At 64.2% G+C, this 15,133-nt stretch carries 10 protein-coding genes; 2 read left to right on the top strand and 8 right to left on the bottom strand.

Annotated elements, in window-relative coordinates; translation table 11 throughout:
• Positions 1–27: 27 nt before the first annotated feature.
• The 4 genes from J3U06_RS04270 to lepA all read right to left on the bottom strand — a co-directional run bounded on the left by J3U06_RS04270 (position 28) and on the right by lepA (position 9,501).
• Positions 28–1,575 carry a glutamate synthase subunit beta gene (locus J3U06_RS04270; RefSeq protein WP_267444409.1) on the bottom strand — a complete coding sequence of 516 codons (1,548 nt, stop codon included), beginning with the start codon at positions 1,573–1,575 and terminating at the stop codon, positions 28–30.
• Position 1,576: 1 nt separating this feature from the next.
• Positions 1,577–6,151, bottom strand: a complete 4,575-nt coding sequence (gltB, locus tag J3U06_RS04265; protein ID WP_267444408.1) for a glutamate synthase large subunit — start codon at positions 6,149–6,151, stop codon at positions 1,577–1,579.
• A 124-nt stretch (positions 6,152–6,275) separates the two neighbouring features.
• Positions 6,276–7,580 carry a radical SAM family heme chaperone HemW gene (gene hemW, locus J3U06_RS04260; protein WP_416378930.1) on the bottom strand — a complete coding sequence of 435 codons (1,305 nt, stop codon included), beginning with the start codon at positions 7,578–7,580 and terminating at the stop codon, positions 6,276–6,278.
• Between the two features lie 43 nt (positions 7,581–7,623).
• Positions 7,624–9,501, bottom strand: a complete 1,878-nt coding sequence (lepA, locus tag J3U06_RS04255; protein WP_267444406.1) for a translation elongation factor 4 — start codon at positions 9,499–9,501, stop codon at positions 7,624–7,626.
• Between the two features lie 145 nt (positions 9,502–9,646).
• Between lepA and rpsT the strand changes: the two genes are divergently transcribed.
• Entirely contained in the window at positions 9,647–9,907 is a 261-nt protein-coding gene (rpsT, locus tag J3U06_RS04250; protein ID WP_015021872.1) for a 30S ribosomal protein S20, read from the top strand.
• A gap of 36 nt (positions 9,908–9,943) precedes the next feature.
• On the opposite strand, the gene J3U06_RS04245 is transcribed toward rpsT, so the two are convergent.
• From J3U06_RS04245 to J3U06_RS04230, 4 genes are all read right to left on the bottom strand, one after another.
• Positions 9,944–10,750 carry a trimeric intracellular cation channel family protein gene (locus J3U06_RS04245; RefSeq protein WP_267444405.1) on the bottom strand — a complete coding sequence of 269 codons (807 nt, stop codon included), beginning with the start codon at positions 10,748–10,750 and terminating at the stop codon, positions 9,944–9,946.
• A 182-nt stretch (positions 10,751–10,932) separates the two neighbouring features.
• The gene (locus tag J3U06_RS04240; protein WP_220235880.1) at positions 10,933–12,060 is read right to left on the bottom strand and encodes a branched-chain amino acid aminotransferase; all 1,128 of its coding nucleotides are present in this window, start codon (positions 12,058–12,060) and stop codon (positions 10,933–10,935) included.
• Between the two features lie 187 nt (positions 12,061–12,247).
• Entirely contained in the window at positions 12,248–12,871 is a 624-nt protein-coding gene (locus J3U06_RS04235) for a 50S ribosomal protein L25/general stress protein Ctc (RefSeq protein ID WP_267444404.1), read from the bottom strand.
• Positions 12,864–13,001 (bottom strand): hypothetical protein, encoded by a 138-nt coding sequence (locus J3U06_RS04230; protein WP_267399894.1) that lies wholly within the window; start codon positions 12,999–13,001, stop codon positions 12,864–12,866. The genes J3U06_RS04235 and J3U06_RS04230 overlap by 8 nt, the downstream gene beginning before the upstream one ends.
• Positions 13,002–13,136: 135 nt before the next feature.
• Between J3U06_RS04230 and J3U06_RS04225 the strand changes: the two genes are divergently transcribed.
• On the top strand, positions 13,137–15,128 hold the full coding sequence (locus J3U06_RS04225) for an AMP-dependent synthetase/ligase (protein ID WP_267430506.1): 1,992 nt from the start codon (positions 13,137–13,139) through the stop codon (positions 15,126–15,128).
• Positions 15,129–15,133 lie beyond the last annotated feature (5 nt).

The following is a 15,133-nucleotide window of genomic DNA, read 5'->3' as shown; positions in this document are numbered from 1 at the left end:
CTTCGATCGGCACCATACCTTTTCATATTAGCGTGGGCGCCGGTCGGCCGCAGGCAGGGTCATGGCGCGCTCATCGGCTCGTATGGGGGCAGGCAGTTCGGTGGCACCGGTCAGGTATCGGTCCACGGCAGCCGCACAGGAGCGGCCCTCCGCCAAGGCCCAAACCACCAGGGACTGGCCACGCCCGGCATCACCGCAGACAAAAATGCCGTCACGGTCAGTGGCGTAGTCGGCATCACGGGCCACGTTGCCGTGAGCGTCCAGGCCTACGCCGGTCTGTCCGGTCAGGGCGGCCGTCTCCGGATGGGCAAAGCCAACGCTGATCAGAACCAAGTCGGCAGGCAGGACGCGTTCGGTATCGGGATGAGGGATGATTCGGTCCTGATCGTCACGACTGACGTCGACCACGCGAACGCCACGCACCCGTCCCTCACGGTTCCGGTCGAAGCCGGTGGGGACACTGGTCTGGTCCAGATTGATCCGGTCATCGGAACCGTAGCCCAGGTACTCCAGGCTGTCCACTGAGTACTCATAGCGGCCGCCTTCCTCCATGGAGGAGGTGGGGTTGTAGAGCCGGGCATAGGTCGGCCAAGGCCGGTTGTCGGGTCTGGAAGGTGGCTCCCGGGGCCGGATCTGCAGGACGGTGACCGACTTGGCGCCTTGACGCAGGGCCGTGCCCAGGCAGTCCGACCCGGTGTCGCCGCCACCGATGATGATGACGTCCTTGCCGGCTGCATCGATGTCGTTGATGGGCTCGCGGCCCATGAGTTTGCGGGTGGGGTTGGGCAGGAAGTCCATGGCGTAGTGGATGCCCTTGAGCTCCCGTCCGGGCAGATCCACCCGCCGGGGTTCGGTGGAACCAATGGCCACCACCAAGGCGTCATAGCGGGCCCGCAGCTGATCCCAGCCCAGGTCTTGGCCAATTTCGACGCTAGTGCGGAATCGAGTCCCCTCGGCCTCCATCTGCTCCAGCCGACGGTCCAGCAGGGACTTCTCCAGCTTAAAGGCAGGAATGCCGTAGCGCAGCAGCCCGCCAATGGCATCGGCGCGCTCGTAGACCACGACCGTGTGCCCGGCCCGGGTCAGCTGCTGGGCACAGGCCAGCCCTGCGGGGCCCGACCCGACCACAGCCACAGTCATATCGGTCAGGCTCTGAGGCGGCCGGGGCTTGACCAGGCCCAGGGACCAGGCCTGGTCGATGATGGTCTGCTCGTCCAGTTTGATGGTGGTGGCCGGCTGGTGGATGGAGAGCACGCAGGAGGATTCGCAGGGAGCCGGGCAGATCCGTCCCGTGAACTCAGGGAAGTTGTTGGTCAGGCTGAGCCGCTCGTAGGCTTCCTCCCAGCGTCCTCGGGACAGCAGGTCGTTGAACTCGGGGATCAGGTTGCCCAGGGGACAGCCGGTCATGCAGAAGGGGGTGCCGCAGTCCATGCAGCGGGCGGCCTGCTCGGCGGTCCAGGGACCTGGACCAGTGGTCTGATGCACGTCCCGCCAGTCCTTCAGGCGTTCAGCCACTGGGCGTTCGGCGAGCTCGTGCCGGGTGCGTACCTTGAGGAATCCCTTGGGGTCGACCATATCAGTGCGCTCCTTCCATGACCTGGGCGTAGGTGGCGTCCCAGACGCCGGGCGCGTTGAAGTCCACCTGCTCGCGCTCGGCCTCTTCCATGGCCTTCTTCATGGCCAGATAACGGCGGGGAACCAGATGGGTGAACCGAGCCAGCGCGCTTGGCCAGTCCTCCACCAGGGCGGCCGCAGCCTTTGATCCGGTCAGCCGGACATGCTCGGCGACGAGATCTCTGAGCATGGCCGCCTGGTCCCGGTCGGGCTCCAGGGCCAGCAGGGAGCCGTCATTCCAGGCTTCAGGATTGAGCCGTGAGGCATCCATATCCAGCAGGTAGACATCCCCTCCCGAGAAGCCAGCGCCGAAGTTGCGTCCAGTGGAACCCAGAACCACTACCAGGCCGCCGGTCATATACTCGCAGCCGTGGTCGCCCAGGCCCTCGACCACGAAGCGGCCGCCACCGTTGCGCACGGCAAAGCGCTCCCCGGCCCGTCCAGCTACGAACATATCGCCTGAGGTGGCACCGAATCCTGCCACATTGCCGCAGATGACGGTTTGGTGCGGATCGAAGCGAACTCCCTGGGCAGCGTGGAGGACCAGACGACCGCCGGACAGGCCCTTGCCTGCATAGTCGTTAGCCTCCCCGATCACCCGGATGGTCTCGCCACGGGGGATGAAGGCGCCCAGGGACTGTCCGGCAGAACCTGTCAGCGTGATGTCCACGGTGTTCCGCGGCAGGCCGGCTGCCCCGTATTTGCGAGTGATCCTATAGCCCAGCATGGTGCCCACGCTCCGGTTGACGTTGCGCACGGTTCCCTTGACGGCCACCGGCCGACCCTCATCCAAGGCGTCGACGGCCTGATTGATCAACTCCACATCCAGGGACTTGTCTAGTTCGTGATCCTGAGCCTGGGTGTGATGCAGCACAGTGCCTGGGGTGGGGCCCGGCTTGCGCAGGATGGCGTCCAGGTTGATGCCCTGGCTTTTCCAGGCGTGCACAGAGGTGTCCCGGCGCAGGCACTCCACGTGGCCGACCGCCTCCTCCAGGCTGGTGAAGCCCAGGGATGCCAGGATCTCCCGCACTTGGCGGGCCATGAACATAAAGAAGTTGACCAGGTCCTCGGGCCGACCGGTGAAGCGCGAACGCAGCTCCGGATCCTGGGTGGCAATGCCCTGGGGGCAGGTGTTCTTGTGACAGGCCCTCATCATGACGCAACCCTCCACCTGCAGCGCCGTGGTGGCGAAGCCGAACTCCTCGGCCCCCAGCAGAGCTGCTATGACCACATCGCGGCCGGTCTTGAGCTCACCGTCGCACTGGACCACAATCCGCGAGCGCAGGTCGTTCATGACCAGGGTCTGCTGGGTCTCGGCCAGGCCCAGCTCCCAGGGGGTTCCCGCGTGCTTGATGGCATTGAGGGGCGCCGCTCCCGTGCCGCCGTCCTGGCCGGAGATGAGGACCACGTCGGCATGGCACTTGGCCACGCCTGCGGCCACGGTTCCCACCCCGTGCTCGGAGACCAGCTTGACATGGATGCGGGCTCGAGGGTTGGCCATCTTCAGGTCGTGGATGAGCTGCTTGAGGTCCTCGATGGAGTAGATGTCATGGTGGGGAGGAGGCGAGATGAGCTCGACCCCGGGTGTGGAGCGCCTGACCTGGGCTATCCAGGGCGGGACCTTGGCGCCGGGAAGGTGTCCGCCTTCACCTGGCTTGGCTCCCTGGGCCAGCTTGATCTGCAAGTCGGCGGCCGAGACCAGGTAGTCGCTGGTCACCCCGAACCGAGCCGAGGCCACCTGCTTGATGCGGCTGGTCCTGGCAGGGTCTGCAATCCGGTCCGGAGACTCGCCGCCCTCGCCCGAGTTGGACCTGGCCCCCAGCCGATTCATGGCCAGGGCCATGGTCTCATGAGCCTCCTGGGAAATGGACCCATAGCTCATGGCGCCGGTGGAGAAGCGGGTGACGATGGACTCGGCGGGCTCCACCTGGTCCAGTGGTATGGGTGCCCTGCCGGAGTGCAGCTCCATGAGGCCACGCAGGGTCATGCCCCGCTTGGCCGCCGCGTTCACATGGTCGGTGTAGGCCCTGAAGAGCCCGTAGTCCCCGCGCTTGGTGGACTGCTGGAGCAGAAAGATGGATTCGGGGTCGTTCAGATGGTCCTCGCCGGTGCGCCGCCAGTGGTAGTTGCCGCCTGTCTCCAGATCATGCCCGGATCCGGCGGTCCACTCGATGGGGTAGGCCACCCGGTGGCGCTGGGCCACCTCGGCAGCTATCTCATCCAGGCCTATGCCGCCCACCAGGGAGGTGGTGCCGGTGAACCAGCGGTCAATGACCTCACGGCTCAGCCCGACGGCCTCGAAGAGCTGGGAGCCACGGTAGGACATAATGGTGCTCACGCCCATCTTGCTCATGATTTTCAGGACCCCGGTGCTCAGGGCCCTGACCAGGTTGGCAGAGGCCTTTTTGGCGTCCACATGCAGGTCGCCGCTGTTGGCCAGGTTCTCCACGGACTCCAGGGCCAGGTAGGGGTTGACGCAGGCGGCGCCGTAAGCGATCAGCAGGGCCACATGGTGGACCTCGCGCACATCGCCGGCCTCCACTGCCAAAGAGACCTGCGTGCGGGTATGCTGACGAAGCAGATGGTGCTGGACTGCCCCAGTCAGCAGCAGGGAGGGTATGGGTCCCCAGATGTGGTTGGAGTCCCTGTCTGACAGGACAAGCACATTGCAGCCCTCCTCGATGGCCTGGTCCACCTCCCTTTCGATGGCTTCCAGACGCTCCTCGAGGGCCTTGCCGCCTCCGGCCACCTGGTAGAGGCCGCGGATCAGACGGGGGCGGAAACGGCCTTCCAGGACTGGCGCCCGGTCCAGGCGCTTGATCTGTGCCATCTGCACGGAGTCCACCACAGGCAGGTCGATGTGGATTTTCCAGGCGTGCTCGGGGGTGTCCTCCAAAAGGTTGGGCTCAGGGCCGATGGCTGAGGCGATGCTGGTCACCAGCTTCTCGCGCTCCCAGTCCAGAGGCGGGTTGGTGACCTGGGCGAATTTCTGGGTGAAGTAGTCGAAGAGCAAGCGGGACCGGCATGAGAGCACGGCGATGGGCGCGTCATTGCCCATGGACCCGATGGGCTCGCCGCCGCTTTCGGCCATGGGCCCCAGCAGCATGGTCAGGTCCTCCCGGGTGTAGCCGAAAGCCTGTTGCCTGCGGTGAACCGAGATGCGCGAGTAATTGACATGCTCGCGCTCGGGAAGGTCGTCCAGACGGACAGTCCGCTCGGAAACCCACTTCCTGTAGGGGTGCAGACCGGCCAGCTGGTGTTTGATCTCATTGTCGGGCACTATCCGGCCCTCTTTGGTGTCCGCCAGGAACATGCGTCCCGGCTCCAGCCTGCCCTTGACGACGATGGATTCCTGGGGCGTATCCTCCAGGACGCCGGCCTCCGAGGCCAGGACCAGGTGGCCGTCCTCGGTCAGCTGCCAGCGGCCCGGACGCAGGCCATTGCGGTCCAGCTGGGCGCCCACCAGGGTTCCGTCGGTGAAGACGATGGCCGCCGGTCCGTCCCAGGGCTCAATCAGTGTGTCGTTGTACTGGTAGAAGGCCTTCAGGTCCGGGTCCATGTCCGGATCCTGCTGCCAGGCCGGAGGCATCATCATGGAGACTGCATGGGGCAGGGACCGTCCGGCCAGGTGGAGCAGCTCCAGGGTCTCGTCGAAGGTGCCCGAGTCTGAGGCGCCAGGCGTATTGACCGGCAGCAGCTGGGCCATGTCGCCCAAGAGCTCCGAGCTCAGCTTTCCCTCGCGGGCCGACATCCAGTTGCGGTTGCCCTGGATGGTGTTGATCTCCCCGTTGTGGGCGATCATCCGGAAGGGCTGGGCCAGGGGCCAGGAGGGGAAGGTGTTGGTGGAGAAGCGGGAGTGGACGATGGCCAGGCGGGCCTTCATGGCCGGATCGCTCAAGTCGGGGAAGAAGCCCTGCAGCTGCTTGGCGGTCAGCATGCCCTTGTAGGTGATGGTCCGGTAGGACAGGGAGGCGAAGTAAACGCCCAGCTCGTGCTCGGCACGCTTGCGGACCCGGTACCCCAGCCGCTCCAGGTCCAGTCCTCCGCGGCCCTGAGGGCCGGCGTCGCACATGATGGGCATAAGGAATCGCGGCATGGAGGCCAGAGCCTGCAGACCCAGTCCGCCCGGGTCGGAGGGCACTGCCCGCCAGGCCAGGACACGCAGTCCCTCCTGGCCTGCAATCGATGCGATGGCCTCCTCCTGGCTGGCAGCCTGTGCCGGGTCCCTGTCCAGGAAGGCCATGCCCGCCAGATAGCGGCCGGCTTCAGGCAGATCCTGGTAGACACGGGTGCGCATGAACTCGTCAGGCATGGAGAGCATGATGCCGGCCCCATCGCCGGTGTTGGGCTCGGCTCCCACGGCCCCTCTGTGGTCCAGGTTGACCAGGACGCGGATGCCCTGCTCAACAATCAGTCTTTCGTCCTGTCGGTTGAGGGTGGCCACCATGCCGAAACCGCAGGCATCGTGTTCCGTATCAGGGTCATAGAGCCCTTGCGGACCGTGGACATGCAGATCGAGGGGGGCCGTGAATGACACCGCAATCACCTCATTCGTGGGACGCGGGCGGGGCCGGCATGCTCCACCCTTGAAGAGCCTGGTCATTGGTGAATAAACACAATAATGCATTCACAGGTGACATCCGTGTAACGTTCCGCAGTGTCTAACGAATTCCTACTGCCTCCAGGACCTGATCGATGACCAGATCATTGAGCAGGCGGCCCCGGCGGGTCACCTGGATCCTGTCGCTCACGGGATGCAGGAGTCCCTGGTCGACCAAAACCTTAAGAATCTTCGGGTCGGCCGGACGACCCGCCTGTCTGGTCAGCCGATCCATTCCTAGGCCTTCAGGCAGGCGCAGGGCCAGCATGACCGTTTCCTCCAGGTCCTGCCTCCAGCCCAGAAGCTCGGCATCCTGCCAGGGCACTTGTCCGGCATCCATGGCGGCTGCCCAGTCCCTGGGGTGGGCGATGTCCCAGGAGCGAATAGCCCGGGCACGCCGCTCCTCCAGGCCGGGCTCCGGCGAAAGCCACCAGTGTGTCATGGAAAGGGCCTCTTGCGTCGTTGACGTTCCTGTGGCTCTGAACCCGGGCGAAACGGAGGGCATGGGCTCCTGCTTCCGGGTTGCTTCCACCGGTGCCATGCCCGTGACCTGGCCTTCCAGAGCACGATAGTGGGAGTGAGCGCCGGGCCCGATGCCAGCCCAGTCCACGTTGTGCCAGTAGCCCAGGTTGTGGCGGCTCTCCTGGCCGGGGCGGGCCCAGTTGGAGATCTCGTACCAGTCAAGGCCTGCCTGGGAGAGCATGTCGTCGGCCATCTCGTACTTGGCCGCCTCGTCATCGTCATCGGGGGCGGGCAGTTGGCCCCGGCGCACAGCACGACCCATCTTGGTGGTGGGTTCCAGGGTCAGGGCATAGGCGGAGACATGGTCCACGCCCAGGTCCAGGGCAGCCTGCAGGCTGGTCCGCCAATCCTCAAGCCGCTCCCCCGGCGTCCCGTAGATCAGATCCACGCTGGCCCTGAGACCCAAATCCCTGGCGGCGGCTACATCGGTGGCCACATTGACCGGGGTATGAGTGCGGTCCAGGGTGGCCAGGACGCTGGGCACTGCTGACTGCATACCAAAGGAGACCCGGTTGATGCCCCCCTGGAGCAGCTGCTCCAGGTAGGCCCGATCCACGGTGTCAGGGTTGGCCTCGGTGGTGATTTCGGCCCCCGGGGTCAACCCCCAGAGGTCGGCCACGGACTCGACCATGCGCACCAGATCCTGGGCAGGCAGAATGGTGGGCGTTCCGCCGCCGAAGAAGATAGTGGATACGGGCGGCTCTATCAGGCCCCGGGAAGTCTGCCAGGCGCGGACCATGCGCATCTCCTGAATGGCCAGGTCGGCGTAGTGCTCCCGGCTGGCGCCCCCGCCCAGGTCCCGGGCCGTGTAGGTATTGAAGTCACAGTATCCGCAGCGGCGCATGCAGAAGGGCACATGGATGTAGACCTGGTAGGATCCCACCCGTTCAGCCCTCCTTCTTGGCGGCAGCCCGGATCTTGTCCTTGGTGTCCCGATCCTGGGCCTGGCCCGTGCTCAGGGCGGCGATGAAGGCCTCCTGGGGCACTTCGACATGTCCCAGCATCTTCATGCGCTTCTTGCCGGCCTTCTGCTTCTCGAGCAGCTTGCGCTTGCGGGTGATGTCGCCCCCGTAGCACTTGGCCAGCACGTCCTTGCGCAGGGCGCTGATGGTCTCGCGAGCGATAATCCGCGACCCTATGGCCGCTTGGATGGGGATCTCGAACTGCTGGCGCGGAATCAGCTTGCGCAGTTTCTTGGTCATCATCACCCCGTAGGCGTAGGCCTTGTCCTTGTGGACGATGGCCGAGAAGGCATCGATCTTCTCCCCCTGGATGAGGATGTCCACCTTGACCAGGTCGGCGGACTGAGTGCCGTCGGGCTGGTAGTCCAGGCTGGCGTAGCCCTTGGTCCGGCTCTTCAGCTGGTCGAAGAAGTCGAAGACGATCTCGGCCAGGGGCATACGGTAGTGCATCTCGACGCGCTCGGGGCTCAGGTACTCCATGGTTCCCATCTGCCCGCGATGGTCCTGGCAGAGCTCCATGACCGGTCCGATGAACTCCTTAGGAGTGATGATGTCGGCGCTGACCACGGGCTCCAGAATCTGGCGAACCTTGCCATCGGGGAACTCGCTGGGGTTGGTCACCGTGTGCTCGCTGCCGTCCTCCATAGTCACCTGGTAGGTGACGTTGGGGGCCGTGGCGATCAGATCCATGCCGAACTCCCTGCTCAGGCGCTCGGTGACGATCTCCATGTGCAGAAGCCCCAGGAAGCCGCAGCGGAAGCCGAAGCCAAGGGCCACGGAGGTCTCCGGCTCGTAGACCAGGGCGGCATCGTTGAGCTTGAGCTTGTCCAGGGCGTCGCGCAACTCGGGGAACTGGGCGTTGTCGATGGGGAAGAGCCCGGAATAAACCATGGGCTGGGGGTCCTGATAGCCAGGCAAGGGCTCCTTGGCCGGGTTGGACTCGGTGGTGACGGTGTCGCCCACCTTGGACTGGCTGACGTCCTTGACGCCTGTGATCACGTAGCCGACCTCCCCGGCCCCCAGGGCCTTCGTGGGGGTCATATCGGGGCTGATCACGCCCAGTTCGATGGGGTCGTGCACGGTCCCCCGGCCCATCATGCGGATCTTCTGACGCTCCTTGAGTTCGCCGTCCACCATTCTTATGTAGGTGACGATTCCCCGGTAGGAGTCGTAGACCGAGTCGAAGATGAGGGCGCGGGCTGGGGCCTTGGGATCCCCTTTGGGGGCCGGCACCTGGTCCACGATCCGATCCACCAGCTCGCGGATCCCCTGGCCGGTTTTGCCGGACACCCGGAGCACCTCGCCCGTGGAGCAGCCGATCAGATTGGCGATCTCCTCGGCGTGCTTGTCCGGCTCGGCCGAAGGCAGGTCGATCTTGTTGAGGACGGGGATGATGGTCAGGTCATCCTCCAGAGCCATATACAGGTTGGAGAGGGTCTGCGCCTCGATGCCCTGGGTGGCGTCCACCAGCAGAACCGCGCCCTCGCAGGCCTCCAGGGCCCGGGAGACCTCGTAGGTGAAGTCCACATGGCCAGGGGTGTCAATCATGCCCAGGGTGTATTCGACGCCATCCTTGACCCAGGGCAGGCGAACGGCCTGGGACTTGATGGTGATGCCGCGCTCCTGTTCGATGTCCATCCTGTCCAGGAACCGATCGTGCATCTCGCGCTTGGGCACAATCCCGCTCAGCTGCAGGATCCGGTCGGCCACCGTGGATTTGCCGTGATCGATGTGGGCGATGATGCAGAAGTTGCGGATCAGCGATTGGTCGGTGAATCCTGGTTGGTTCTTGGCTTCCTGCACCGGTCTGCTCTCCTCACGTACGTCTGGTCTAACGATTCTAGACGATGCCCTGGGCCGAAGCGCCCGCTCCAAAAGGATTCTTCTCGCGGTCAGGTGCTAGTATGGTGGTTTGTCTGTACAGATACATTCATCGTTTGGAGCAACATTGGCAAACATCAAGTCGCAGAAGAAGCGGGTCATCACCAACGAAAAGGCGCACCTGCGCAACAAAGAGGTCAAGAGCGCGATCAAGACCTCCGTGCGTTCCGTGCGCAAGGCTGTGGATGCCGGTGACAAGGAGGCCGCTCAGGCTGCCTATCAGGTGGCCGCCCGCCGTCTGGACAAGGCCGCCGGCAAGGGTGTAATCCACCGCAACCAGGCCGCCAACCGCAAGTCCGGTCTGGCCAACGCCGTCAACGCCCTCTGAAGCGCCCCACAAGGGCCGGTGATCCAAGCGCTTGGATCACCGGCCCTTTTTGACGCCCGGCTCCCCTTTTGAATTCTCGTTGGCATCCTTGTCGTCGTGCTGGATGGTGACGCTGATGTCCGACCGGCCGCGCATCAGATGCCGGATGGCCCTGGTCAGCTGGGCATCGTTGAGCGGCAGCCGGGCCGAGCGCCGGTCCATTGCCCCAGGCACCAGGATGTCGAATTTTGCCGAGATGATGCGCAGGACGACCACCAGGGCCACGATGGCCAGGTCCAGAGCCATGTCGACCCGGACCGGATATAGCCCATGCTGCCGGGCGCGCGCGGAGGCCAGGGTCAGCAAGCAGCCGATCAGGGAAGGCAGCGCGTACCAGTGCTGGTCCTGGATGACTGCAGGCACCTGGCTGAGAAGGATGTCTCGAATGAGCCCCCCGACCAGGGCCGTGGCCATACCCATGAAGATGGCTGTCATGCCGCCGGTTCCGCACATCAGTGCCTTGGCGGTCCCGTTGACGGCGAAGGATCCCAGCGCCATGGCATCGGTGACCAGCATGGACCAGGTCATCCTGCTGATCTCGGGATGGGCGACAGCCACCACCAGGCCTGATGCCAGGGTGACGATGACCGAGCCCTTGTCGGTGATGCCGCTGGGGGGCACCTGGCCCAGCAGGACATCACGGACCACTCCGCCGCCCAGAGCGCTGATCCATGAAACCAAAAGGATGGCGATGATGTCGTAACCCTTGCGCACGGCAGCCAGACCGCCCGAAAGCCCGCAGCTGAAGATGCCCAGGTACTCGATGACCATGAAGATGAGGTTCCCCTCCAAGGCCGTCTTCATCCCGCGCTTCTCCTCCCGGATTCGTCCCGCACTCAAGTCTGTCTATAGATTAGCCAACCCCACAGCTGAACAGGCCGATGATGTGCACAAGGCCACAAAGATAACGGAAGGCGGCGCAGGGCGAAGTGTCGCCCTGCGCCGCCTTCCTCTTAAGACCTGCCAGGCAGGCATGGGTTCAGCGTTCAGCAGACCTTCCACATCCAGTCGTGCGGATCCTCGATCTCGCCCAGCTGGATGCCCAGGAGCTCGTTGCGCAAGTCCATGGTGACCTCGCCCGAGCCTCCGTCGGCCACCTGAACGTCGAAGTTCTCGGACTTGAAGCGCCCGATCGGGGTGATGATGGCAGCAGTCCCGCAGGCGAACACCTCGGTGACCTCGCCCGAGCGGATGTCATCCAGCAGGGTGTCCAGACGGATCATGGTTTCCGTCACGTCCCTGCCGTTGTCCTGTGCCAGAGCGATTAGGGAGTTGCGGGTGACGCCGGGCAGAATGGTTCCGGTCAGGCTGGGGGTCTCCAGGTGTCCGTCCTTGTGGACGGTGAACATGTTCATGCCGCCCAGCTCCTCCAGGTAGGTCTTGGTGGCCGCATCGACGAAGCAGACCTGCTCGCAGCCGTGCTCGGCACCGCGGTTCTCACCCAGCAGGGAGGCCGCATAGTTGCCGCCGCACTTGGCAAAACCTGTGCCGCCGGGGCCGGTGCGGAACCACTTATCCTCCACCCAGATGCTGACCGGCTTGACACCGCCGGCGAAGTATGGTCCCGAGGGCGAGGCGATGACGCAATAGTCCACCGCATGCGGAGCGCGCACGCCCAGGAAGGGCTCGGAGGCGAACATATAGGGGCGCATATAGAGCGTGTACTCGCGCCGCTTGGGCACCCAGTCTGCGTCACGGCGGACCAGGGCCGCGACCGATCCTAGGAAGTCATTGGGCTCGAGCGGAGGCAGGGCCAGGCGCTTGGCTGAGTTGTAGAAGCGCTGGGCGTTGGCATCGGGCCGAAAGAGCCAGATAGAACCATCGTCGTGGTAGTAGGCCTTGAGCCCCTCGAAGGCCTCCTGGGCATAATGAAGCACCGAGGCACCTGGATCAAGGCTCAGCGGCCCGTAGGGCTCAACCCTGCGATCCTTCCAGCCGTCATCCGAGGTCCATCCCATGTGGGCCATGTTGTCTGAGAAAAGCTGGCCGAAGGCGGGCTTGTCAATCAGCCGGGCACGTTCCTCGTCAGAGGCTGGATGATCGTTGGGAATGACCTGGAAAGCGTCCGCCAACTCATTGAGTGCCTTCGGGTCGTGATGTGATTGCTCTGCCATTATCTACCACTTCTTCTTGCTGCTGTATCTGGTTGCTCGGGTGCGATGCTTATGGCGATGCCCGGTACCCGAACTATCGCATAGGCAGACCCAAACCTGTCCGGCGCATTTCGCATAGTGACCGTCTCAGACAAAAAGGCCGCAGGATCGTGATGATCCCACGGCCTTATAGAACGGAACTCTGGGTTCACTCGCCCTGGGCGTCGGCCTCCGGAGCAGCTTCCACATCGGCCTGTTCGGTCTCCTCGGAGGGGGTCTCCAGGCTCTCCTCCTTGGGGATCTCGACTGAGACGATGGAATCCTCCATATCGTCGATGACCAGCTCGGAGCCCTCGGGCAGCTTGACGTCCTTTGCCAGGATCTTGTCGCCCTCGGACAGGCCCTCCACGCTGATGTCGATGCGCTCGGGCAGGTTGGACACGTCAGCCCTGACCTGCAGGTTCTGGGTGTCGACCAGCGCCACGGCGGCGCCCTTGGTCTCGCCGCTGACGAAGACAGGCACCTCCACGGTGACCTTCTCGCCGGCGCGGACCTCGTAGAAGTCGATGTGCTCCACCTGGCGCTTGACCGGGTTGCGCTGCACGTCCTTGACCACGGCCGTCTTGGTCTGTCCGCCGAAGCTGATGGAGAAGAGGGCGTTGGCACGACGCAGGGCCAGAGTGGTCTCGCGCATGGGCAGCTTGATGTAGTCGGGCTGGGCGCCGCCGGCGTAGATGGTGGCGGGAATCTGCTGGGCCACGCGCATGCGGCGTGCCGCTCCCTTGCCGAATTTGTCGCGGACTTCGCCATCGAGCTTAATTGTGTTAGCCATGCTGGCTTCCTTCCTTGAGTGGTTCCTCAAGACCGACCTGGGCCGGTCCTGGCGCATCGCCGCGTCGGATTCCGGACCGCCCATAAGGAAAGGCCGCCGATGATCCAGCCGAGTCGATAACGGAGGCCATGAATCCTCCCTCGCCAAAGCAACATGTGTACTTTAGCACCCAGTCTGCCCTTTTCCAAGTAGGCGGCTATTCTGGACATATCCCGCGATTATTGAAGGAGACAACGTGTCGTTACTAGCATCGGCCAAATCTTTTATGGCACACCAAGTGGGTCATGGGGAGGGACCGACTGGCGAGGAGAATGGGGATCCGTCACAGGCCTCCCCCCGGGCCGCCGAGGAGTCACTCGCCCTGCCCAACACGCATTTCTGGTCGGCCGACTACGCCACCACCACGCGCATGGATCCAGCCTCGGGGCTGCTTTCGGCCACCACCGCCGGCATGGGACCGGTGCCAGACGACATGACTGTCTATGACATCTACGCCGACCGGGCCCGCCGCACCCCCGACCAGCCGGTTCTGCACTTCGTAGAGAACGGCAGCTGGACCTACCGGACCGGCCGTGAGATCCTGCATGACATCAGAACCACCGCCAAGGGCTTCTTGCACTATGGGCTGAAGAAGGGCGATGCCGTGGCCTTCATGTGCAGGACCAGCTACGAGTGGGACATCGTGGATGCCGCAGTCCTGTCCATCGGCGGGGTCATCGCCACCATCTACGACACCGATTCGGCCGAGCAGATTCGATTCATCGTCAACAACTCCGACGCCAGGCTGCTGGTGGTGCAGACCGCAGAGATGCGCGCCAAGGCCGAGGGGGCCGACAAGGACTGCCCTACCCTGGAGCGGATCGCCTGTCTGGAGTCCGGGGCCCTGCAGGAGCTGCAGGCCTACGGGGAGTCGGTCAGCGACACCGAGCTTGACGAGCGGATCAACTCCATCCACAAGACTGACCTCTGCTCCATCGTCTACACCTCGGGTTCCACGGCGGCGCCCAAGGGCGTGGAGATGACCCATGAGCATTACTGCCAACTGGCCAGAAACCTGAACGCCTTCATCCCCAATCTGACCCTTGACCCGGATGGATCCATCCTGCTTTTCCTGCCCCAGGCACACACCTTCGCTCGGGCCATCAGCTACGGGGTCGTCTACGGAACCATGCACGTGTACATATCCTCTGGACTGGCAACCCTGCTGTCTGACCTGCAGGAGTCCAAGCCTACAGTCATTATCGGCGTGCCCAGGGTTTTCGAGAAGGTCTACAACGCCGCCTCCCAGAAGGCCGGGCACGGTATCAAGGGCAGAATCTTTAACGGAGCTGCTCGGGCGGCACGCACCTATATGGAGGACATCTCTCGCCAAGGCTGGCCAACCAGGCGAAGCGCCCTGCGGAGAGCCCTCTACGACCCGCTGGTCTACTCTTCCCTACGCCAAGTCATGGGCGGACGGGCCAAGTGGATCGTCTCCGGAGGCGCTCCTCTGGACCCGGAGCTGCTGGGGTTCTTCCGCGGCTCCAATGTCCCGGTCTATGAGGGCTACGGCCTGACTGAGACCACTGCGCCCTGCGCCTTCAACCCTCTGGGCACCCCCTACCACAGGGGCTCGGTGGGCATCCCCTTCCCGGGATTCACCATCCGCATCGCATCGGACGGCGAGGTGCAGATCAAGGGCGTCTGCGTATTCCACAGCTACCACAAGAACGAGGAGGCCACCCGCGATTCCTTCACTGGGGACGGCTGGTACGCCACAGGCGACTTGGGGCGGCTCTCCCGAGACGGGTTCCTCTTCCTGACCGGGCGCAAGAAGGACCTGATCATCACGGCCGGAGGCAAGAACGTCTCCCCCAGGCCCATCGAGGAGGTCATCGAACGTTCCGAGATCGTCTCCCAGGCTCTGGTTCTGGGCGACAAGCGCCCCTTCATTTCTGCCCTGGTCACCCTGAACGAGTCCGCCCTGCGGCCCTGGCTGGCATCCAAGGGGCTGGATCGCAACATGTCCCTGCAGGAGGCGGCGCAGAACGCCGTGGTACGGGCCGAAGTCCAGGAGTATGTGGACCGGGCCAATGAGGGCGTCTCACGGGCCGAATCGGTGCGCAAATTCATCATTCTGCCCGAGGAGTTCACCCAGGACAACGGGCTGATGACACCATCCATGAAGGTGATCCGGCCCAAGGTCATCGAGCGCTATGCCGACCTGCTGAACACCCGGATGTACACGGCCAAGCGCACCCCGGCACCCCGCCGCTGAGCACG

This window comes from Bifidobacterium sp. B4142 (assembly GCF_026537325.1).
In the GTDB taxonomy this organism is placed as follows: Bacteria; Actinomycetota; Actinomycetes; order Actinomycetales; family Bifidobacteriaceae; genus Bombiscardovia.
The sequence above is the reverse complement of the archived record's forward strand: the minus strand, read 5'-3'. Positions and strand labels throughout refer to the sequence as shown.